Consider the following 18,028-nt stretch of genomic DNA (forward strand, 5'->3'; position numbering starts at 1 on the left):
ACTCTCCGCAGGAGCAACCACCATGTACGAACTCACCGGCGTCACCCGGCGCTACACCCGCGGCAAGGGCGTCGTCGACGCGCTCGCCGGAGTGGACCTCACCATCACCGCAGGCGACTACCTGGTCATCAAGGGCCCCACCGGCGGCGGCAAGTCGACCCTCCTGCAGATGCTCGGCGGCCTGGACCGGCCGACCTCCGGCAGTGTGCTGCTGGACGGTGTCGACCTGGCGAAGTTGCCCGAGGCCCGTCTGACCCGCCTGCGCAGCGAGAAGATCGGCTTCGTCTTCCAGAGCTTCAACCTCATCCCGACCCTCACCGCCCAGGAGAACGTCGAGACAGCCCTCGTGCCGCTGGGCGTCAAGCCGAAGGAGCGGCGCGAACTGGCCGCAGAGGCCCTCACCTCTGTGGGGCTGGGAGAGCGGCTGGGCCACGTGCCGGGCGAGCTGTCCGGCGGCCAGCAGCAGCGGGTGGCCATCGCCCGGGCCCTGGTCAAGAAGCCGCAGGTGCTGCTCGCGGACGAGCCGACGGGCAACCTCGACGAGTCCACCCGCGACGAGATCATGGACGTCCTGCAGACCCGCTGCAAGGAAGACGGACTCACCTTCATCATGGTCACGCACGACTCCCACCTGGCAAACCACGCCCCCCGAGCCGTAACCCTCCGCAAGGGCAAGCTGGCGGCCTGACACACCCCCGCTATGCCCCCGCACCGGGCCCGGCGCGCCCTTCACGCCGACGGCGCGCAAGGCCCGGTGCGGGATAGCCTCCAAGCGGGCACGGCGAATGCCGGGACCTGGTGAGAGAACGGATCGTAGTGCCGATATGACCGAGCGGACCGAAGGGAAGCGGCAGCACCGGCTTCTCGTCGTCGAGGACGAGCCCAGCATCCGCACCCTGCTCGAATCGACGCTGAGTCTCACCGGCTACCACGTGCGGAGCGCCGCCACGGGAGCCGCCGCGCTGGCCGAGACCGCGCACCTGACGCCCGACCTGATCCTGCTGGACATCATGCTGCCCGACCTCGACGGCTACGAGGTGACCCGCCGCCTGCGCGCGGCCGGCAACCTGGTGCCCGTTCTGCTCCTCACCGCCCGCACCAGCGTGGACGACCGCATCCAGGGGCTGAGCATCGGCGCCGACGACTACGTCACCAAACCTTTCAACATCGAGGAAGTACTGCTGCGCATCCAGGCCATCCTGCGGCGAACCCTGGGTGCGGACGCCCTGCTGCCGGACACCGTCATGCGCTACACCGACCTCGAGCTCGACGAGAGGGCACACGAGGTGCACCGGGCCGGTGAGTACGTACAGCTCTCGCCGACCGAGTTCAAGCTGCTGTCGTATCTCATGGACAACGCCGGCCGGGTCGTGAGCAAGGCCCAGATCCTCGACCATGTGTGGCAGTACGACTTCGCGGGCGACACCCGCGTGGTCGAGACCTACATCAGGTACCTGCGGAAGAAGATTGACCGCTTCGATCCTCCGCTCATCCACACCGTCCGCGGCGTGGGCTACAGCCTGCGGGTACCGCGCACGGGCCACGGGACAGCAGAGCGTTGACCGGCCTCCGCGCCCCCCGCTCGCTGCGCCGGCGTCTCGTCCTCGGAGTCACCGTGCTGGCCACTCTGGCCGTGCTGGCCGCCCAGCTGATCGGCTTCGTCGTCCTGCGGTCCTGGCTCCTCGACGGCGTAGACCAGCGACTCGCCGACTTCCGGCCCATGCCCGCCTCCGCCTTCCTCGACACACGCCGCCCCCACAAGCCGGAACCCGAGGCGCTCCCCTCGGACTTCCGCGTCTACTTCTACGACGCCCGCGGCGACCGCCTGCCCCAGAAACTCGGCTCGGACGACCAGCCCGGCCCCCGGCTCCCCGACAGCATCGACCGCCTCCTGCCCACGGAAGGCCGCCCGACGTCGGTGGCGGCCGCTACAGGAGACGGAAACTGGCGCGTTCTGCGCCGGGACGGACCACGCGACCTGACCGTCGTCATCGCTCTGCCACTCGACACCGTGGACGGAGCCACGTCGAAGATCCTCTGGCTCAACGGCATGCTCCTCATCATCACCGTGGCAGCCCTCTGGGTGCTGGGCCGTGAGGTCGTCCGGCTCAGCCTGCTGCCGCTGACCCGGATGGAGCGCACCGCCGAGGCCATCACCGCCGGCCAGCTCGATCTGCGGCTGCCCGACACCGACGCGCGAACCGAGATCGGGCGGCTCGGCACCGTCCTGAACACCATGCTCGACCGGCTCCAGCAGGCCCTGCAAGAGCGCGAGACGTCGGAGGGGCGGCTGCGCCGGTTCGTCGCCGACGCGGGACACGAGCTGCGCACCCCGCTGACCGCCATCCAGGGATTCGCCCAGCTCGCGCTGCGCTCCGAACGCCGCACCGCGAAGGAGCGGCAGGAAGCCGACCGGCACATCGCCCAGAACGCCGAGCGGATGAGCCTGCTCGTCGACGACCTCCAACTGCTCGCCCGTCTGGACCGGCACCCCGACTACCAGCGGGAACACGTGGACCTGCTGTCCCTGGCGGCAGACGCAGTGAGCTCGGCAGCCCTACAGCGACCGGGCCACCCCGTGAGCCTGGCGCCCCTGCGGGAGCGACCCGCCGACGCCGGGGAAGAAGGGGAAGAGGAAGGGAAAGAGGAACTGGATGTGGTGGAAGTCGTGGGAGATCCCCACCGTCTCCGGCAGATCGTCGAGAACCTGCTGTCGAACGCCCACACCCATACCCCGCCCGGCACCCGCATCCACGTCCGTGTGGGGGCGGGACGAGCCGGCGCCCGTACCGGTGGCGCAGACGCGCCGGGACGCGTCAGCATGGCACCGCCCTTCCCGGCCGGAACCCGGGTCGGAGTCATCGAGGTCGAGGACGACGGCCCGGGACTGACGGCCGCCGACGCGGAGCGCGTGTTCGAGCGGTTCTACCGGGCGGACCCCGCACGCACCCGGGCACGAGGCGGCTCCGGACTGGGCCTGGCCATCGCCACAGCCATCGCCGAAGGCCACGGCGGCCGACTCGAACTCGACCCGGCCCAAGGCCGCGGTGTCACGTTCCGCCTCGTCCTGCCGCTCCCCGCACCGCGCTGAACGCTCTCTCTCGGCAGCCCGGCCGACCGGCGGAAGAGCCCGCGTCAGGTGGCCGGGCGCGTGCACGACCGGGCCACCGGTTCCCGTACGCGGGTGTCGAGGGCGAGGTTCAGTTCGTCCACGAGGTCGATCGCCGCGTCGACTTCCAGGCGGAGGTACGCCGGGCCCTGCACGTGGCCGTTGAAGGTGATCATCAGCGGCAGGTCGAAGCACGTGTCCTGCTTCTGGACATCGATGACCCGCATGACGGGGCGGGCGGGGACGCGCTCGGCCCGCCAGCCGCACGCGCGGTCGTACTCCGGCAGTGCACCCATGGCTCTCACCTTCCGTGAGGACTTCGGTTCCTTCTGTCACGATCATCGGCGTTGCTGGCTACGCTCGTAAGGGGGGCGCTGTAGCCCTGTCCCCACAGGACACAGGGGAGTCGACATGCCCAAACGCACGTCCGATCCGGGCGGGGAGGCCTCCGCCCGCAGGATGCTGCACGAAACGGTGAAGCGGCTGCGGGACCGGTCCGGGATGACGCTGGAGGAGCTGCACGACGCGACGACGTACGACCGGTCCTACCTGCACAAGCTGGAGACCGGGGCACGGCTCGGCTCCCTGGAGGCCCTGGCGGCGCTGGACAAGGTGTACGGCACGGGCGAGCAGCTGCAACAGCTCTGGTCGCTGGCCCGGGACGACGCCTTCGGCAGCCGGTACCAGCGGTTCATGAGGCTGGAGCGGGAAGCGACGGTTCAGTACAAGTACGCGAGCAGCACCATTCCGGGGCTGCTCCAGACCAGGGCGTACGCCACAGAGGTGCTGGAACACGCCCGCCCCCGCGACGCAGCGGAGCTGCAAGAGGACGTCGACGCTCGCATGAGCCGTCAGGCCATCCTGGACGGCGACGACGCTCCGTACTTCCGGGCGCTGCTCGACGAAGCGGTGGTGCGCCGGGCGGCGTCGCAGCCTGCCGTCTGGCTGGAGCAGTTGGAGGCCCTGCTCGAGTGGCAGAAGCGGCCGAACGTGACACTCCAGGTGCTGCCGTTCTCGGCGGGGCTGCACGATCTCATGGGCGGTGCGCTGACGGTCCTGTGGCTGGCCAATGGCAAAGCCGTGGCGTATCTGGAAGGCAGCAAGTCCGGCGAACTGGTCGAGGAAGCAGGGCGTGTTGAGGAGCTGCGCCTGTCCTACGATTTGCTGCGGGACAAGGCGCTCTCTCCGGAGCAGACCACCGAGTTCATCCAGCAGCTGATCAAGGAGATCCGAGCATGCGACCCCGCCGACCCGACCTGACCTCCGCGACCTGGCGGAAATCCTCGTACAGCAACTCAGACGGCGGCGACTGCGTCGAGGTGTCCGACGGCTTTCCGGGTGTCGTACCCGTCCGTGACTCCAAGCGGCCGGACGGCCCGGCCCTCGTCTTCGACGCCACGGCCTGGTCGGCGTTCGTCAGCGACGTTCGCTGAGACCATCCGGCGCCCTCGTGGCCCCCTTGGTACGCGCCGCGTGCCCAAGGGGGCCGCTCACCCCGCCCACCGCCCCGTCAGGAACGTCACCGCCATCATCGTGGCCAGCGGCGCGGCGACGCCGAGGTACGCCGTCCTGACCCACGGGCGGCGCAGGCTCAGCGCGGCCAGGCCGATCCACAGCGGCCACCACAGCAGCGTCGCGCGCGGGATGGACGTGTACCAGTAGGAGGTGCCCAGGGCCCACAGGCTGAGGGCGACGTACACGGCCTCGGGCCAGCGGCGGCGGCGCAGGAGGAGCCCGAGCAGGGCCAGCCCGATCAGCATGGCCGCCAACTCCGCCTGGGACATGAACGCGTACCCGGTGGTCTGCGTCTGGTCGAACGCCGCATGCCAGGTGTTCGCCCACGCCTCCCAGGGGGTGTGGAAGGTGCGGTACCAACCGCGTTCCTGCGCGTGCTTCCACGCCATCCAGTCGCCCGTGTGCGCATGGAGATACCAGCTGTAGGCGGCAGGGGGCAGCGCGGGAAGCACCGTCCAGCCAGCCGACCGCCAGTGGTGCCGGGCCCGGCCGGTCAGGACGAAGAGCAGGGCGATCGCGGCGGCGAGGAACAGCCCGCTGACCCGCACCGTGGTCGCGAGCGCCGTCAACACGGCGGCGAGGGCCCAGCGGTGCCGGAGGGCGGCCAGCCAGGCGGGGAGGGCCAGGGCGAGGAACAGCGCCTCCGTGTAGCCGGCGGCCAGGAACACCGTGCACGGGGAGAGCAGGAAGAACAGGACCGTACGGTGGTCGGCGGCGGTGTCCGGCAGGTGGGCGCGGGCGATGCGGGCGAGCGCCAGCACGGCCACCGCGCCCGCGACGAACGAGATCAGCAGCCCGGCCGCCGTCCAGTCCGGTACCACCGTGTGCACCGCGCGCAGGACGAGCGGGAAGCCCGGGAAGAACGCCTCCCGGTTGTCCCAGCCGCTCAGCCACGGCCCCGCGTCGGCGGGGAAGTAACCGTCGCGCGCTATGCGGAGGTAGTGGTTCGCGTCCCATCTCTGGAAGGGCTCGAGGAGCGGCGCGGCCTCCCGGGCGCCGCTCTTGGCGGGGAACAGCCACCGGACGAAGTGGGCGGTGATCCACAACGAGATGCGGCTGAGCAGGTAGAGCCACAGCACACTGCGATCGGCGGAACCCGGACTCAGCCGGGCCGCCGCCCGGCGGAACCGGCCCCCCGGGCGGGGCGGGCGCGGGTCCTCCGGGGCCCAGGACGGAGACCGGGGCGCTGAGGGCGCGGGCCGGGGCCCGGGTCTCTGTGGGTGAGGCCGCAGCCCGGGGGAGAGCGTGGTCACGCAGGCGCCTTTCGGGCCCGTCGTGGCGGGCCGGATCGCCCGGTGAAGCCACCGGGCCGCGGGAGGGGAGGACACGGGAACGGAAACGGAAGCGGAGGTGAGAACAGAAAGCGGAAAGCGTAGGCAGAGGCGGAACCGGAGGGCCTCCGGCCCCCTGGCTCCAGCCCCATGCCGAGCAACGGCCCCCGAGCCACGAGCCCCCAGTCACGTGCCCGGCCCCCGAACCGCAGCCCGGGCCTGGGCACTGGCCCGCAGGCCAAGCCCCGAGCTCCGACCCGCAGCCCAGGTCCCGGGCTGCGAACCCCGGTCACCACCCCGAGTCGAGCCCCGGCCGCGGGCCCCGGCCGCGGGCCCCGGCCGCGGGCCCCGGCCACGGACCCCGGGCTTCCGGGCTGCGAACCCCAGGGCTCGTGCCCCCGTCAGGGCGTCGATGTCGCCCCGCGCGTCGCCCCTTCCGGCGGGGTCTCCGGCGGCGGCCCCGGCGGTTCCGTGGTGGGCACGCCCTCCACGGTGGCCGTTCCGCTGCCGGGCCCCGTGGGGCCGGGTACCGTGGACGCCGCCTCCGTGGGCCCCGGGCCCGTGGACTCCAGGCCCGTGGGCTCCAGGCCCCCGGGCTCCGGCAGCGTGCGACTGGGCGGGGGCGGCGGCGCGGTCGGCAGGAGGTGGTCGGACGGCGCGGGCGACGGGTGGTTCGACGACGGGATCGAGGCCGGTGCGACCGGCCCCGGCCGCACCGGCCACAGGCCGATCGCGACCGCGCCGCTCCCACCGACGGCCAGGCACGCCCCCACGGCCAGCGCGGCCATCCGGCGTCGCCGCGCCCGCATACCGCGCTCGGTGATGCTCACTGCGGGGCCGCTCTCCGAGCGGTCCCGCCCGAAGGCCCCGGCCTGCTGGAACAGGGACCGCAGCGGGTCCTGCGGTTCAGGTTCGGACATCAGGAGCCTCCTCGATGCGGGGGTGGGGCAGGCGGTGGGCGAGCGCCGCCCGCCCGCGCACCAGATGGGTCTTGATCGTGCTGGTGGACAGCCCCGTCTCACCGGCGATCTGCTCGACCGTGAGGTCGCACAGGTAGTGCAGGGTCAGGGTCCGCCGCTGCTGGGCGGGCAGTTCCCGGAGCGCGTCGACGAGCACCACGTGGTCCGGGCCCGGCGGTTCGACGTGCTCCGGCGCCTCGCTCCCCCGTCGCCAGGCCTCGGCCGAGCGACGCCGGAAACGCCAACGGCTCACCGCCAGACGCCAGGCGACCGTACGAATCCACGCCTCGGGCCGGCCGTCGCGCTCCAGTTGCCCACGTCGGACCCACCCCTTGACGAACGCTTCCTGTACGACGTCCTGCGCCTCCTGGAGGTCCCCGGTCATCACATACAGCTGGCCTGTGAGACGCGCGGCCGCCTGGGCGTAGAACTCCTCGAACTCCTCGACGGTCAACCTCTGCTCCCGGATCTTCGCTTCACCGGGTATACGCCTGCCGCAGTCCGTCCGGTCGACACCGCCCACGAAGAATCAGGAGTGACGGTCGTCACGGACCGTACCGAACAGGCCCCCGCCCCGCCCCACGCTCAAGCCCGAGATCCGGGCGCTCGTACCAGTGACGGGGTGGAAGGGTCAGTTGACCCGCTACGACCGACTCGCCATGCACGGTCGCCAGGCTCCAGCGTGCGGGAGGACAGGAGCACGAGGAGGACCCCTGCCGGTGGTGGCACACCGAACAGCGGTCTGCGCGTCCTGTCCGCGTCCAGATGGACCGTGATGTCGTCGGGCAGCGGCCCGAGGTCGTCCAGCAGGTCCGGCGCCGGCGCGAGAAGCGGTGAGTCGTGACGGTCGCCCCGGCCCGGGACCGGCACAGCGGAGTCCGTGACCACCCGTCATGCCCAAGCGTTCACACCCTGTTCGCCGCGCTCGACCGGTGAGGGCCCGGCGACCTCCCCGCCGCCGGGAGCCCTGGCGAAATGACGCCGACTTGCCGCACAAAGTCGGCTTGATCGTGCGAGCGGAGGGAATGCCCCGTGGACCGATCCGAGAAACCCCCGGAACAGCCCCTGCACCAGGCTGCTCGGCAGGGGAGAGCGACACGGCTCGGGAAACGCCACAGGGGCGGTACCTCCCTGAAGGAGGTACCGCCCCTGTGGGACGTACCGCGGACATCGATCGTCCGGAGGCCGGGGCCCCCGCGGCGATCAGAAGTCCATGTCACCGCCCGGCATGCCGCCCGGAGCGGCCGCGCCGGCCTTCTCGGGCTTGTCGGCGATGACGGCCTCGGTGGTGAGGAAGAGCGCGGCGATGGAGGCGGCGTTCTGCAGAGCGGAGCGCGTGACCTTCGCCGGGTCGATGATGCCCTCGGCGATCATGTCCACGTACTCGCCGGTCGCGGCGTTGAGGCCGTGACCGATCGGCAGGTTGCGGACCTTCTCCACGATGACGCCACCCTCAAGACCACCGTTGACGGCGATCTGCTTGAGCGGGGCCTCCAGCGCGAGCTTCACGGCGTTGGCGCCGGTCGCCTCGTCGCCCGTGAGGTCGAGCTTGTCGAAGACGACCGAGGCCTGGAGCAGAGCCACGCCACCACCGGCGACGATGCCCTCCTCGACGGCGGCCTTGGCGTTGCGCACCGCGTCCTCGATGCGGTGCTTGCGCTCCTTGAGCTCCACCTCGGTGGCGGCGCCGGCCTTGATGACGGCCACGCCGCCGGCCAGCTTCGCCAGACGCTCCTGGAGCTTCTCGCGGTCGTAGTCCGAGTCCGAGTTCTCGATCTCGGCACGGATCTGCTTGACGCGACCCTGCACCTGGTCGCTGTCACCGGCGCCGTCGACGATCGTCGTCTCGTCCTTGGTGATGACGACCTTGCGGGCGCGGCCGAGCAGGTCCAGGCCGGCGTTCTCCAGCTTGAGACCGACCTCCTCGGAGATCACGGTGCCACCGGTGAGGATGGCGATGTCCGCGAGCATGGCCTTGCGGCGGTCGCCGAAGCCCGGAGCCTTGACGGCGACGGACTTGAACGTGCCCTTGATCTTGTTGACGACCAGGGTGGAGAGCGCCTCGCCCTCGACGTCCTCGGCGATGATCAGCAGCGGCTTGCCCGACTGCATGACCTTCTCCAGCAGCGGGATCAGGTCCTTGACGCTGCCGATCTTGGAGTTGACGATCAGGATGTACGGGTCGTCGAGCGACGCCTCCATACGCTCCATGTCGGTGGCGAAGTACGCCGAGATGTAGCCCTTGTCGAAGCGCATGCCCTCGGTGAGCTCAAGCTCCAGACCGAAGGTCTGGGACTCCTCGACGGTGATGACGCCTTCCTTGCCGACCTTGTCCATCGCCTCGGCGATCTTGGCGCCGATCTCGGTGTCGGCGGCGGAGATGGAGGCGGTCGAAGCGATCTGCTCCTTGGTCTCCACGTCCTTGGCCTGCTCCAGCAGGGCGGCGGAGACGGCCTCGACGGCCTTCTCGATGCCCCGCTTGAGCGCCATCGGGTTGGCGCCTGCGGCGACGTTGCGCAGACCCTCGCGGACGAGAGCCTGAGCCAGAACGGTGGCGGTGGTCGTACCGTCGCCGGCGACGTCGTCCGTCTTCTTGGCGACCTCCTTGACCAGCTCCGCACCGATCTTCTCGTACGGGTCCTCGAGCTCGATCTCCTTGGCGATGGAAACACCATCGTTGGTGATCGTGGGCGCGCCCCACTTCTTCTCGAGGACGACGTTACGGCCCTTGGGGCCGAGGGTGACCTTGACGGCGTCGGCGAGCTGGTTCATCCCGCGCTCGAGACCGCGCCGTGCCTCCTCGTCGAACGCGATGATCTTGGCCATGTGAAGTGGTCCTCCCGGACAGGGGTGGATTCTCCGGACCGAGTGGCGCCCGCGACGGACGGCCTGCGTGCGTGGTGGTTCCTTGCCCCACCGCGCCTGCGGGCCTCACCGGCCCGGTCCAAGTTTCTGTCACTCTCACCTGGAGAGTGCTAATGCCAATGATTAGCACTCGACCCCGGAGAGTGCAAGCGCCTTCGGAAGGTTCGGCGGGGCGGCCGGGTGACGGGCGGGCGCGGGAACGAGCACGGCCCCGGCACGCGCGTAGGGCCCGTCTCCCCGAGGAGGGAGCCGGGCCCTACGTGCGTGAGTGGTGTCGTCGGACGGCCGCGCCGGGCTCAGCCGACGGCGAGCTTGACCATGTCGGCCTGGGGCCCCTTCTGGCCCTGCGAGATCTCGAATTCAACTCGCTGACCCTCTTCGAGGGTGCGGTACCCGTCCATCTGGATCGCGCTGTAGTGGACGAAAACATCCGCACCACCGTCGACCGCGATGAAGCCGTACCCCTTCTCCGCGTTGAACCACTTGACGGTGCCCTGAGCCATGCCTAACTCCCCTATTACTGGCCCTTGCACAGGACCGCACTTCGCGGGCCCGGGTCGGAACTCACCCTCCGGCAGGAGAGGTGCGCGGCGCCGCAGCGCGTCGACCGCGGCCGAATGTATCCGCCCAACTGCCCTCTGCAACAGGTCAATCGGACGAGAATTCTGGGCACAGAAGATCACGCGAACCTGCGGGTTTACTGAGATTTGCGGGCAAGTCGGGCCAGGCAAAGGCGACTTATGCCTCAAGCGGTTGACGCACTTTGGCTGCTTCTTGTCGGAGCCGGGCGCATTCTCATAGGCGGGCGGCGCGAGCAGCGGAGGGGGCTTCCCCAATTGTACCGCGCTCAACCATGCAGAATTGCCCCCTCCGCTTCTCGCGCGGAGGGGGCAATCGCCCCCACGTCGGGACGTGGTGACGGACGCGGCGATGACCGCGGTGCGGGGCTGACGGTTCAGCAGCCGCCGGCCACGGCGGGGATGATCGAGACGCCCGCGCCGTCCGGCGTGGCCGTCTCCAGGCCGCTCTCGAAGCGCACGTCGTCGTCGTTGACGTACACGTTCACGAAGCGGCGCAGCTTGCCCTGGTCGTCCAGGACGCGGGCGGCGATGCCGGGGTGGTCCTTCTCCAGGGACTCGATGACCTCGGAGAGCTTCGCCCCCTCGGCGGCGACCTCGGCCTGGCCGCCCGTGTAGGTGCGGAGGATGGTGGGGATACGGACCTTGACGCTCATGGTGGTGTCCTTCTTCCTTCGGTCTCGGGGAGTCAGGCGGAGGCGAGGCCCGCGGCGCGGAAGGCGTCCAGGCTCGGCTTGATGGTCGCCGTCGCCTGCGAGGTCGCGGAGACCGCGTCGAGCGTCTTGAGACCGTCCCCGGTGTTCAGCACGACGGTGGTGAGCGCCGGGTCGATCACCCCGGCCTCGATCAGCTTCTTGGCCACGCCGACGGTCACCCCGCCGGCCGTCTCGCCGAAGATGCCCTCGGTGCGCGCCAGCAGCTTGATCGCGTCGACGACCTGCTCGTCGTTCACGTCCTCCACCGCGCCGCCGGTGCGGCGGGCGATGTCGAGGACGTACGGCCCGTCCGCCGGGTTGCCGATGGCCAGGGACTTGGCGATGGTGTCCGGCTTCTGCGGGCGCACCACGTCGTGACCGGCCTTGAAGGCGGCGGAGACCGGGGAGCAGCCCTCGGCCTGGGCGCCGAAGATCCTGTAGGGCCGGTCCTCGACCAGGCCGAGCTTGATCAGTTCCTGGAAGCCCTTGTCGATCTTCGTCAGCTGGGAGCCGGACGCGATCGGGACGACGATCTGGTCGGGCAGCCTCCAGCCGAGCTGCTCGCAGATCTCGTACGCCAGCGTCTTGGAGCCCTCGCCGTAGTACGGCCGCAGGTTGACGTTGACGAAGCCCCAGCCCTCGCCGAGCGGGTCGCCGATGAGCTCCGAGCAGAAGCGGTTGACGTCGTCGTAATTGCCCTCGATGCCGACCAGCTCACCGCCGTACACCGCGGCCATGACGACCTTGCCCTGCTCCAGGTCGTGCGGGATGAACACGCAGGAGCGCAGTCCGGCGCGGGCGGCGGCGGCGCCGACGGCTCCGGCCAGGTTGCCCGTGGAGGAGCAGGACAGGGTGGTGAAGCCGAAGGCGCGGGCGGCCTCGACGGCGATGGCGACGACGCGGTCCTTGAAGGAGTGCGTCGGATTGCCGGAGTCGTCCTTGACGTACAGGCCGCCGGTGACGCCAAGCTCGCGGGCGAGGTTGTCGGCCTTGACGAGCTTGGTGAATCCGGGGTTGAGGTTGGGCTTCTCCGCGACGTCGGCGGGCACCGGCAGCAGCGGGGCGTAGCGCCAGATGTTGTCCGGACCGGCCTCGATGCGCTTGCGCAGCTCCTCCGGGGAACCGGTGGGCAGGTCGTACGCCACTTCCAGCGGGCCGAAACAGGAGGCGCAGGCGAAGAGGGGGCCGAGCGCGAATCGTTCGCCGCACTCGCGGCAGGAGAGCGCCGCGGCGGGACCGAGATCCGGGGAAGCGGAAGGGGTGGTGGTACCGGCAACTGTCTGAACAGCCATGATGGCGGAGGCCCTTTCTCCTCATCTTCCTCGTGACGCGTTTCGCCACAAGACGGAATTGGCACCTTCCCCACCGTGACCTCGCGGTCGGCAGGAGGGTTGCCGGGACTTCAACGGGCCGTTCCCTCAGTCCCTCTGGATGAGCTCTGTGGCACGGGATCTTCGATCCCGGCGTTTGTGTGCGGGTGGACCCCGGCATGCGGTGGTCGTCCGCGTTGTTCAGACTGTAACCGAAGCACCGGGCCGCTGAGATAGTCGTCCGCACCGCGAGATGGATCACACACAGGGAGTGCCGACCGTGCTCGAAGAGGTGGAACGCTGGCTGACCGGGCGTTCCTGGTCGTCCGCAGACCGCCCGCTGGACCGGCTCGTCGACGCCCGGGACGCCGACCCGCTCCGTACGTCGGTGAGCGTGGTGCTGCCCGCGCTGAACGAGGAGGCCACGGTCGGCGCGATCGTGGCGACGATCCGGCGCGAGCTGATGGGGAAGGTCCGGCTCGTCGACGAGCTGGTGGTGATCGACTCCGGCTCAACGGACGCCACCGCCGCGGTCGCGCGGGCGGCGGGCGCGCGGGTGGTCCACCGGGACGCGATCCTGCCCCGGGTGCCGGCCCTCCCCGGCAAGGGCGAGGTGCTGTGGCGTTCCCTGCTGGTGACCAGCGGCGAGATCGTCTGTTTCGTCGACGCCGATCTGAAGGACTTCTCCGCGGACTTCGTCTCGGGCACGGTGGGCCCGCTGCTCACCGACCCCGCCGTCCAGTTCGTCAAGGCGATGTACGACCGCCCGCTCGGCGACAGCGCAGGTCAGGGCGGCCGGGTCACCGAGCTGGTGGCCCGTCCGCTGCTCAATCTGCACTGGCCGCGGCTGGCCGGCTTCGTCCAGCCGCTGGGCGGCGAGTACGCGGTGCGGCGCTCGCTGCTGGAGCGGCTGCCGTTCCCCGTCGGTTACGGGGTGGAGCTGGGGCTCCTGGTGGACGCGCTGCACACCGTGGGGCTCGACGCCCTGGCCCAGGTCGACGTCGGGGTGCGCCGCCACCGCCACCAGGACGGCCGGGCGCTGGGCCGGATGGCGGCGGCGATCTACCGCACGGCCCAGCTGCGGCTCTCCCGCGGCCATCTGGTGCGGCCGGTGCTGACCCAGTTCGAGCGGGGTGAGGACGGGTTCGTCCCGCGCACCCATGCGGTGGACACCGAGGAGCGGCCGCCGATGAGGGAGATCGCGGAGTACGCGGAGCGCCGCGCCGCGTGAGGCGCGGGACGGGAGACGTCGGGCGCCGGGCGGGGACAGGGCGGGCCTGAAGGCGCTCGATGCCGGCCGCCGCGGCTCACGGCGGCGGACATCGCGTTTGACGGGTTCCCCTACGGGCTAGGTTCCGCTACATGGTCTCCGAGCACGCCGAACCCACTGGTCCCTCCACCGCCCAGGTCCTCGTCGCGTCCAACCGCGGCCCCGTCTCGTACACGCTCGGCGAGGACGGTTCCCTCGACGCCAAGCGCGGCGGCGGCGGACTCGTCTCCGGGCTGAGCGCCGTCGACGACAAACTGTGGGTCTGCGCGGCCCTCGGCGACGGCGACCGCGAGGCGGTGCGGCGCGGAGTGGGCGAGCCGGGCGTGCGGATGCTGGACATCGACGCCGACGTCCACGCCGACGCGTACAACGGCATCGCGAACTCGGTGCTGTGGTTCGTCCACCACCTGCTCTACCAGACCCCCGTCGAGCCGGTCTTCGACACGGAGTTCCGCCGGCAGTGGGCCTCCTACGAGACGTACAACCGGGCCTTCGCCCGGGCCCTCGCGGAGGAGGCGGCCCCCGGGGCGGCGGTCCTGGTGCAGGACTACCACCTGGCCCTGGTCCCCGGGATGCTCCGCGAGCTGCGCCCGGACCTGAGGATCGGCCACTTCTCGCACACCCCGTGGGCGCCGGTGGACTACTTCCGGCTCCTCCCCGACGACATCGGCGAGCAGTTGCTCCGGGGCATCCTCGGAGCCGACCGGGCCGCGTTCCTGACCCGCCGCTGGTCGGACGCGTTCATCGGCTGCTGCACGGAGATCCTGGGCGGCACGGGCCGCACCCGGATCGGCGTGCACGGGCTCGGGGCGGACGCGGACTTCCTGCTGCGCCGCTCCCGTGAGCCGGACGTGGACGAGCGGATGGCCGCGCTGCGGGAGCAGGTGGGCGAGGGGCGGAAGACGATCGTCCGGGTGGACCGGACCGAGCTGTCCAAGAACATCGTGCGCGGCCTGCACGCCTACCGGACGCTCCTGGAGACCCGTCCCGAGTGGCGCGAGCGCGTCGTCCACGTGGCCTTCGCCTACCCCTCCCGGCAGGACCTCTCCGTCTACCGGGACTACACGGCGGCGGTGCAGAGCCTGGCCACCGAGATCAACGGGGCGTACGGCACCGAGAGCTGGACGCCCGTGGTGCTGCACGTGAAGGACGACTTCGCCCGCTCGCTCGCCGCGTACCGGCTGGCGGACGTGGCCCTGGTCAACCCGATCCGCGACGGGATGAACCTGGTCGCCAAGGAGGTCCCCGTCGTCTCGGACGAGGGCTGCGCACTCGTGCTGTCGCGGGAGGCGGGGGCCTGCGAGGAGCTGGGCGAGGACGCGATCGTGGTGAACCCGTACGACGTGACGGGCACGGCCCAGGCCCTGCACGAGGCACTGACGATGAGCGACGACGAGCGGTCCGCACGCACGGCCCGCCTGGCCGAAGCGGCGACCGCGCTGCCCCCGCAGGAGTGGTTCCTGGGCCAGCTGGAGGCGCTGCGGCAGGAGTGAACGCCGCCCCCCCGGGGGGCGGGCCCCGGCCGGGGCTCGCCCCCGCGCGGCTACAACCGCTCGGCCAGAGCCGCCAGGAACGCGACGACGGCGGCCGGGCCGGGGACCGACAGGTCGGCACGGGCCGCCAGATCGGGCACCTCGGTGCTGCCGCTGCAGACCAGGAGGCCCGGGACGCCGTCCGGGCCGCCGTCGCGCAGCTTCTCCACCGCGGCGAACGCCGCGAGGTCCCCGAGGTCGTCGCCCGCGTACACCACGGACTCGGCGTCCAGCTCCCGTACGTACGTGGTCAGCGCGACCCCCTTGTCCATGCCCGGCGGGCGCAGCTCCAGGACCAGGCGACCCGGTTCGACGATCAGCCCGTGCTCTGCGGCCAGCTCGCCCAGGGGCCCGCGCAGCGTCTCGAAAGCCGCCTGCGGGTCCTCGGCGCGCCGGGTGTGGACGGCGACGGCCCGCCCCTTGTCCTCCACCCAGGCGCCGTGCACGGCGCCGAAGGCCCGCAGGAGGCCGGGGAGCCCGGCCCGCGCCGCGGCGACGCCCGGGTGGGGGGCGGGGGCGTGGACGGCGCCGCTCACGGCGTCCCAGCGCTCGGCGCCGTAGTGGCCGAGGACGACGAGGTGCTCCAGCCCCGGGACCCCCGCGAAGCCGCCGAAGCGGACGGCGACGTCTGCGGGCCGCCCGGTGATCACGGCGATGGAGGCCACCTTGGGGGCGAGCGCGGCGAGCGCGCTCACAGCGCCGGGGTGGGCGCGGGCCTGCTCGGGGTCCGGGACGATGTCGGCGAGCGTGCCGTCGAAGTCGAGGGCGATGACCGCGCGGTCGGGCCGGGCGAGGACGGCGTTCAGGCCCTCGCGGCCGGCCGGGGTGGTCGGGGACGGAAGACTTTCCGGGTGACTGCCCATGCGCCGAGCCTATCGGGTGGGGCCCCGTGCCCGGAGCGGTGCGCTCAGCGGCGGCCGCGCTTCGTGTCGCGTACGCGTCGCAGCCGGTTCACCGTGACCGGGTCCTCCCGCAGCGCCCGCTCGTCCTCGATCAGCGCGTTCAGCAGCTGGTAGTAGCGGACCGGCGAGATCCCGAGCTCTTCACGGACCGCCCGCTCCTTCGCGCCCGGCCCCGACCAGGACCGCCGTTCCAGGGCCAGCAGCGCGCGGTCCCGCGCGGACAGCCCGGAGGTGCGGTCCGGGGCGGGGCCGGCGTCGGGGCCGGGCTCGCGGTCGGCGTCGGAGGCGGGGCCGGGGTCGGGGGCTGGCCCGTGGTCGGGGGCGGTCATGTCACCCAAGCTAACGCCCGCCCCCGACACCGCATCCGCAGCCGGACGACCCGCGCACGCCGCCCGCCGTCCGGCAGGCGGCGTGCCGTCGCTACTCGGCGGCCTGCGCCTCCTTCGCCTCTGTGGCGATCTCTCCGAGGACGCTCTCGGGGTTGCTGCCCGGCGCGACGGCCTTGCCGATGTTCTTCTTGATCGAGTCGCTCACCGTGGCCCAGGAGGTCTTGCCGAACGGCGGAAGCGTCGAGTTCGGCAGGGCCGCCAGGAACTTGTGCAGCTTCTTGTGGCTCTTGTCGCCCTCCATCACGGCGGCGGCGCTGCCGGTGACCGGGAGCAGGTCGTACTCGTCGGCGAAGGCGAGCACGTTCTCGTCGGAGTACGCGTAGTCGAGGAACGCGCCGATCTCCTTGCGGTGGCCGTTCTCCTTGAAGCCCATCATCCAGTCGGCGACGCCCATCGACCCCTTCATGGGCCCGTCGACGCCGGGGAGCGGCACCATGCCGACCTTGACGCCCTTGGCCTCCGCCTCGTCCAGCAGGGTGGGGTGGCCGTTGAGCATGCCGACCTCACCGTCGGCGAAGGCCTCGAACGCCTTCTCCCGGTCGAGCTTGCCCGGCTCGACGGGGCCGGTCAGGCCCTTGCCGACCAGGTCCTCCCGCAGCCAGCGGAACGTGGCGATGTTCGCCGCCGAGTCGATGTCGTACGCGCCGACGTCGTCGGTGTAGCCGCCACCGCCGCTGAGCAGCCACATCAGGGTCTCGGCCTGGGCCTCCTCCTGGCCGAGCGGCAGGGCGAAGGGGTAGGTGACGCCCTCGGCCTTGAGCGCGGTGGCGGCGCTCCGGATGTCGTCCCAGGTCTCGGGGGCGTCCAGACCCGACTGGGCGAAGAGCTTCTCGTTGTAGAAGAGCAGCCGGGTGCTGGCGACGAACGGCAGCCCGTACTGGATGCCGTCGATCTTGCCGGCGTCGGAGAGCGACGGCAGGAAGTTCGCCGCGGTGCGGATGGCGAGCGTCTCGTCGGCGGTGTAGAGCTTGCCGTCCGTGGCGTAGTCGGCGTACGCGCCGATCTGGGCGATGTCCGGGGCCCGGCCGGCCTCCACCATCTCGCCGACCTCGCGGTCGACGTCCTTCCAGTGGAGGACGCTGACCTCGACCTTGATGCCGGGGTTCTCCTTCTCGAAGCCCGCCGCGACGCCGCTCCAGTACTTCTCGGAGGTGTTGGCCGGCCCGGTGCCGTAGTCGGCGGCGACCAGCTTCAGGGTCACGTCGCCCGAGCCGGAATCACCGCCGCAGCCCGCCAACGTCGCCGTCATTCCCAGTGCGGCCACTACCGCGGTCAGACCCATCATGCGCCGCTGCACAGCCTCGCCCATCCTCGTCGATCACCTTGCTCCCGGTCGGTGTGCCCGGCGTCGCCCACGGCCGCCTTCCCGGCGGGCCGCCGACGCACCGGCCTGCCTGTCCTGCCACCGTCCGGATGAACTGCGATTTTCCCTCATCGCCGACGGGGCGGTCTACACCACTGGAGTATCGCTTCGGCAACGTATCCGGGCGCAGAGGACCACAACTGGCTTACGCGTACTGGCAGTCCAGCACCACTCGCCGTATCTTGGTCCAGACCTTTGGTCCGGATTCCCGGCGATCCCGCCTTCCTTTTTGCCGCATTACCGCAGAAAACGGCGCACCGGCCCCCGTTC

At 71.2% G+C, this 18,028-nt stretch carries 18 protein-coding genes, 1 pseudogene and 1 riboswitch; of the genes and pseudogenes, 7 read left to right on the forward strand and 12 right to left on the reverse strand.

Annotation, left to right across the window (positions count from 1 at the left end; translation table 11 throughout):
- Window positions 1-22 precede the first annotated feature (22 nt).
- The 3 genes from V9U70_RS08195 to V9U70_RS08205 all read left to right on the forward strand — a co-directional run bounded on the left by V9U70_RS08195 (window position 23) and on the right by V9U70_RS08205 (window position 3,091).
- Window positions 23-688: an ABC transporter ATP-binding protein gene (locus V9U70_RS08195; RefSeq protein WP_336673810.1), complete on the forward strand. Its 666-nt coding sequence runs from the start codon at window positions 23-25 to the stop codon at window positions 686-688.
- Between the two features lie 136 nt (window positions 689-824).
- Window positions 825-1,562 (forward strand): response regulator transcription factor, encoded by a 738-nt coding sequence (locus V9U70_RS08200; protein WP_336673811.1) that lies wholly within the window; start codon window positions 825-827, stop codon window positions 1,560-1,562.
- Window positions 1,559-3,091, forward strand: a complete 1,533-nt coding sequence (locus V9U70_RS08205) for a sensor histidine kinase (RefSeq protein ID WP_336673812.1) — start codon at window positions 1,559-1,561, stop codon at window positions 3,089-3,091. The genes V9U70_RS08200 and V9U70_RS08205 overlap by 4 nt, the downstream gene beginning before the upstream one ends.
- A 44-nt stretch (window positions 3,092-3,135) precedes the next feature.
- Here V9U70_RS08205 and V9U70_RS08210 read toward each other — a convergent pair whose 3' ends face one another.
- Window positions 3,136-3,405, reverse strand: a complete 270-nt coding sequence (locus V9U70_RS08210) for a hypothetical protein (RefSeq protein WP_336673813.1) — start codon at window positions 3,403-3,405, stop codon at window positions 3,136-3,138.
- 115 nt (window positions 3,406-3,520) lie between these two features.
- Between V9U70_RS08210 and V9U70_RS08215 the strand changes: the two genes are divergently transcribed.
- Window positions 3,521-4,369, forward strand: a complete 849-nt coding sequence (locus V9U70_RS08215; RefSeq protein WP_336673814.1) for a helix-turn-helix domain-containing protein — start codon at window positions 3,521-3,523, stop codon at window positions 4,367-4,369.
- Window positions 4,345-4,542: a DUF397 domain-containing protein gene (locus V9U70_RS08220; RefSeq protein WP_336673815.1), complete on the forward strand. Its 198-nt coding sequence runs from the start codon at window positions 4,345-4,347 to the stop codon at window positions 4,540-4,542. Before V9U70_RS08215 ends, V9U70_RS08220 begins: the two co-directional genes overlap by 25 nt.
- 57 nt (window positions 4,543-4,599) lie before the next feature.
- Here V9U70_RS08220 and V9U70_RS08225 read toward each other — a convergent pair whose 3' ends face one another.
- The 8 genes and pseudogenes from V9U70_RS08225 to thrC form a co-directional block, all read right to left on the reverse strand.
- Entirely contained in the window at window positions 4,600-5,877 is a 1,278-nt protein-coding gene (locus tag V9U70_RS08225) for a mannosyltransferase family protein (RefSeq protein WP_336673816.1), read from the reverse strand.
- A gap of 419 nt (window positions 5,878-6,296) precedes the next feature.
- The gene (locus V9U70_RS08230) at window positions 6,297-6,815 is read right to left on the reverse strand and encodes a hypothetical protein (protein ID WP_336673817.1); all 519 of its coding nucleotides are present in this window, start codon (window positions 6,813-6,815) and stop codon (window positions 6,297-6,299) included.
- The gene (locus V9U70_RS08235) at window positions 6,802-7,308 is read right to left on the reverse strand and encodes a SigE family RNA polymerase sigma factor (RefSeq protein ID WP_336673818.1); all 507 of its coding nucleotides are present in this window, start codon (window positions 7,306-7,308) and stop codon (window positions 6,802-6,804) included. Before V9U70_RS08235 ends, V9U70_RS08230 begins: the two co-directional genes overlap by 14 nt.
- Window positions 7,309-7,610: 302 nt before the next feature.
- Window positions 7,611-7,823: pseudogene (locus V9U70_RS08240) on the reverse strand (IS5/IS1182 family transposase); the annotation flags it as partial.
- A 234-nt stretch (window positions 7,824-8,057) separates the two neighbouring features.
- The gene (gene groL / locus V9U70_RS08245) at window positions 8,058-9,680 is read right to left on the reverse strand and encodes a chaperonin GroEL (RefSeq protein WP_336673819.1); all 1,623 of its coding nucleotides are present in this window, start codon (window positions 9,678-9,680) and stop codon (window positions 8,058-8,060) included.
- A 335-nt stretch (window positions 9,681-10,015) separates the two neighbouring features.
- Window positions 10,016-10,222 carry a cold-shock protein gene (locus V9U70_RS08250; RefSeq protein WP_003967346.1) on the reverse strand — a complete coding sequence of 69 codons (207 nt, stop codon included), beginning with the start codon at window positions 10,220-10,222 and terminating at the stop codon, window positions 10,016-10,018.
- A 452-nt stretch (window positions 10,223-10,674) separates the two neighbouring features.
- A complete protein-coding gene (locus V9U70_RS08255) occupies window positions 10,675-10,953 on the reverse strand; it encodes a ubiquitin-like small modifier protein 1 (protein ID WP_336673820.1) in 279 nt (92 codons plus the stop codon).
- 32 nt (window positions 10,954-10,985) lie between these two features.
- On the reverse strand, window positions 10,986-12,284 hold the full coding sequence (gene thrC / locus V9U70_RS08260; protein ID WP_336673821.1) for a threonine synthase: 1,299 nt from the start codon (window positions 12,282-12,284) through the stop codon (window positions 10,986-10,988).
- A gap of 18 nt (window positions 12,285-12,302) precedes the next feature.
- Window positions 12,303-12,430, reverse strand: a riboswitch (SAM riboswitch).
- A 152-nt stretch (window positions 12,431-12,582) separates the two neighbouring features.
- Between thrC and V9U70_RS08265 the strand changes: the two genes are divergently transcribed.
- A complete protein-coding gene (locus V9U70_RS08265) occupies window positions 12,583-13,533 on the forward strand; it encodes a glucosyl-3-phosphoglycerate synthase (RefSeq protein ID WP_336673955.1) in 951 nt (316 codons plus the stop codon).
- A gap of 131 nt (window positions 13,534-13,664) precedes the next feature.
- Window positions 13,665-15,065: an alpha,alpha-trehalose-phosphate synthase (UDP-forming) gene (locus V9U70_RS08270; RefSeq protein WP_336673822.1), complete on the forward strand. Its 1,401-nt coding sequence runs from the start codon at window positions 13,665-13,667 to the stop codon at window positions 15,063-15,065.
- Window positions 15,066-15,115: 50 nt separating this feature from the next.
- Here the strand turns inward: V9U70_RS08270 and otsB are convergent, their stop codons facing one another.
- The 3 genes from otsB to V9U70_RS08285 all read right to left on the reverse strand — a co-directional run bounded on the left by otsB (window position 15,116) and on the right by V9U70_RS08285 (window position 17,704).
- Window positions 15,116-15,967, reverse strand: coding sequence for a trehalose-phosphatase (gene otsB / locus V9U70_RS08275; RefSeq protein WP_336673823.1), 852 nt, complete (start codon window positions 15,965-15,967; stop codon window positions 15,116-15,118).
- Window positions 15,968-16,011: 44 nt separating this feature from the next.
- On the reverse strand, window positions 16,012-16,335 hold the full coding sequence (locus V9U70_RS08280; protein WP_336673824.1) for a DUF3263 domain-containing protein: 324 nt from the start codon (window positions 16,333-16,335) through the stop codon (window positions 16,012-16,014).
- Window positions 16,336-16,426: 91 nt separating this feature from the next.
- A complete protein-coding gene (locus V9U70_RS08285; protein WP_336673825.1) occupies window positions 16,427-17,704 on the reverse strand; it encodes an extracellular solute-binding protein in 1,278 nt (425 codons plus the stop codon).
- Between the last annotated feature and the right edge of the window lie 324 nt (window positions 17,705-18,028).

This window comes from Streptomyces pratensis (genome assembly GCF_037137275.1).
GTDB lineage: Bacteria > Actinomycetota > Actinomycetes > Streptomycetales > Streptomycetaceae > Streptomyces > Streptomyces pratensis_B.

Excerpts from the sequence above, each read along its gene's own strand:
- V9U70_RS08250 (WP_003967346.1), bottom strand. The coding sequence starts at position 10,222 with ATGGCTCAGGGCACCGTCAAGTGGTTCAACGCGGAGAAGGGGTACGGC.
- V9U70_RS08200 (WP_336673811.1), top strand. The coding sequence starts at position 825 with ATGACCGAGCGGACCGAAGGGAAGCGGCAGCACCGGCTTCTCGTCGTC.
- V9U70_RS08220 (WP_336673815.1), top strand. The coding sequence starts at position 4,345 with ATGCGACCCCGCCGACCCGACCTGACCTCCGCGACCTGGCGGAAATCC.
- thrC (WP_336673821.1), bottom strand. The coding sequence starts at position 12,284 with ATGGCTGTTCAGACAGTTGCCGGTACCACCACCCCTTCCGCTTCCCCG.
- V9U70_RS08210 (WP_336673813.1), bottom strand. The coding sequence starts at position 3,405 with ATGGGTGCACTGCCGGAGTACGACCGCGCGTGCGGCTGGCGGGCCGAG.
- V9U70_RS08285 (WP_336673825.1), bottom strand. The coding sequence starts at position 17,704 with ATGGGCGAGGCTGTGCAGCGGCGCATGATGGGTCTGACCGCGGTAGTG.
- V9U70_RS08230 (WP_336673817.1), bottom strand. The coding sequence starts at position 6,815 with ATGTCCGAACCTGAACCGCAGGACCCGCTGCGGTCCCTGTTCCAGCAG.
- V9U70_RS08255 (WP_336673820.1), bottom strand. The coding sequence starts at position 10,953 with ATGAGCGTCAAGGTCCGTATCCCCACCATCCTCCGCACCTACACGGGC.
- V9U70_RS08195 (WP_336673810.1), top strand. The coding sequence starts at position 23 with ATGTACGAACTCACCGGCGTCACCCGGCGCTACACCCGCGGCAAGGGC.
- V9U70_RS08280 (WP_336673824.1), bottom strand. The coding sequence starts at position 16,335 with ATGACCGCCCCCGACCACGGGCCAGCCCCCGACCCCGGCCCCGCCTCC.
- V9U70_RS08270 (WP_336673822.1), top strand. The coding sequence starts at position 13,665 with ATGGTCTCCGAGCACGCCGAACCCACTGGTCCCTCCACCGCCCAGGTC.
- V9U70_RS08215 (WP_336673814.1), top strand. The coding sequence starts at position 3,521 with ATGCCCAAACGCACGTCCGATCCGGGCGGGGAGGCCTCCGCCCGCAGG.
- otsB (WP_336673823.1), bottom strand. The coding sequence starts at position 15,967 with ATGGGCAGTCACCCGGAAAGTCTTCCGTCCCCGACCACCCCGGCCGGC.
- groL (WP_336673819.1), bottom strand. The coding sequence starts at position 9,680 with ATGGCCAAGATCATCGCGTTCGACGAGGAGGCACGGCGCGGTCTCGAG.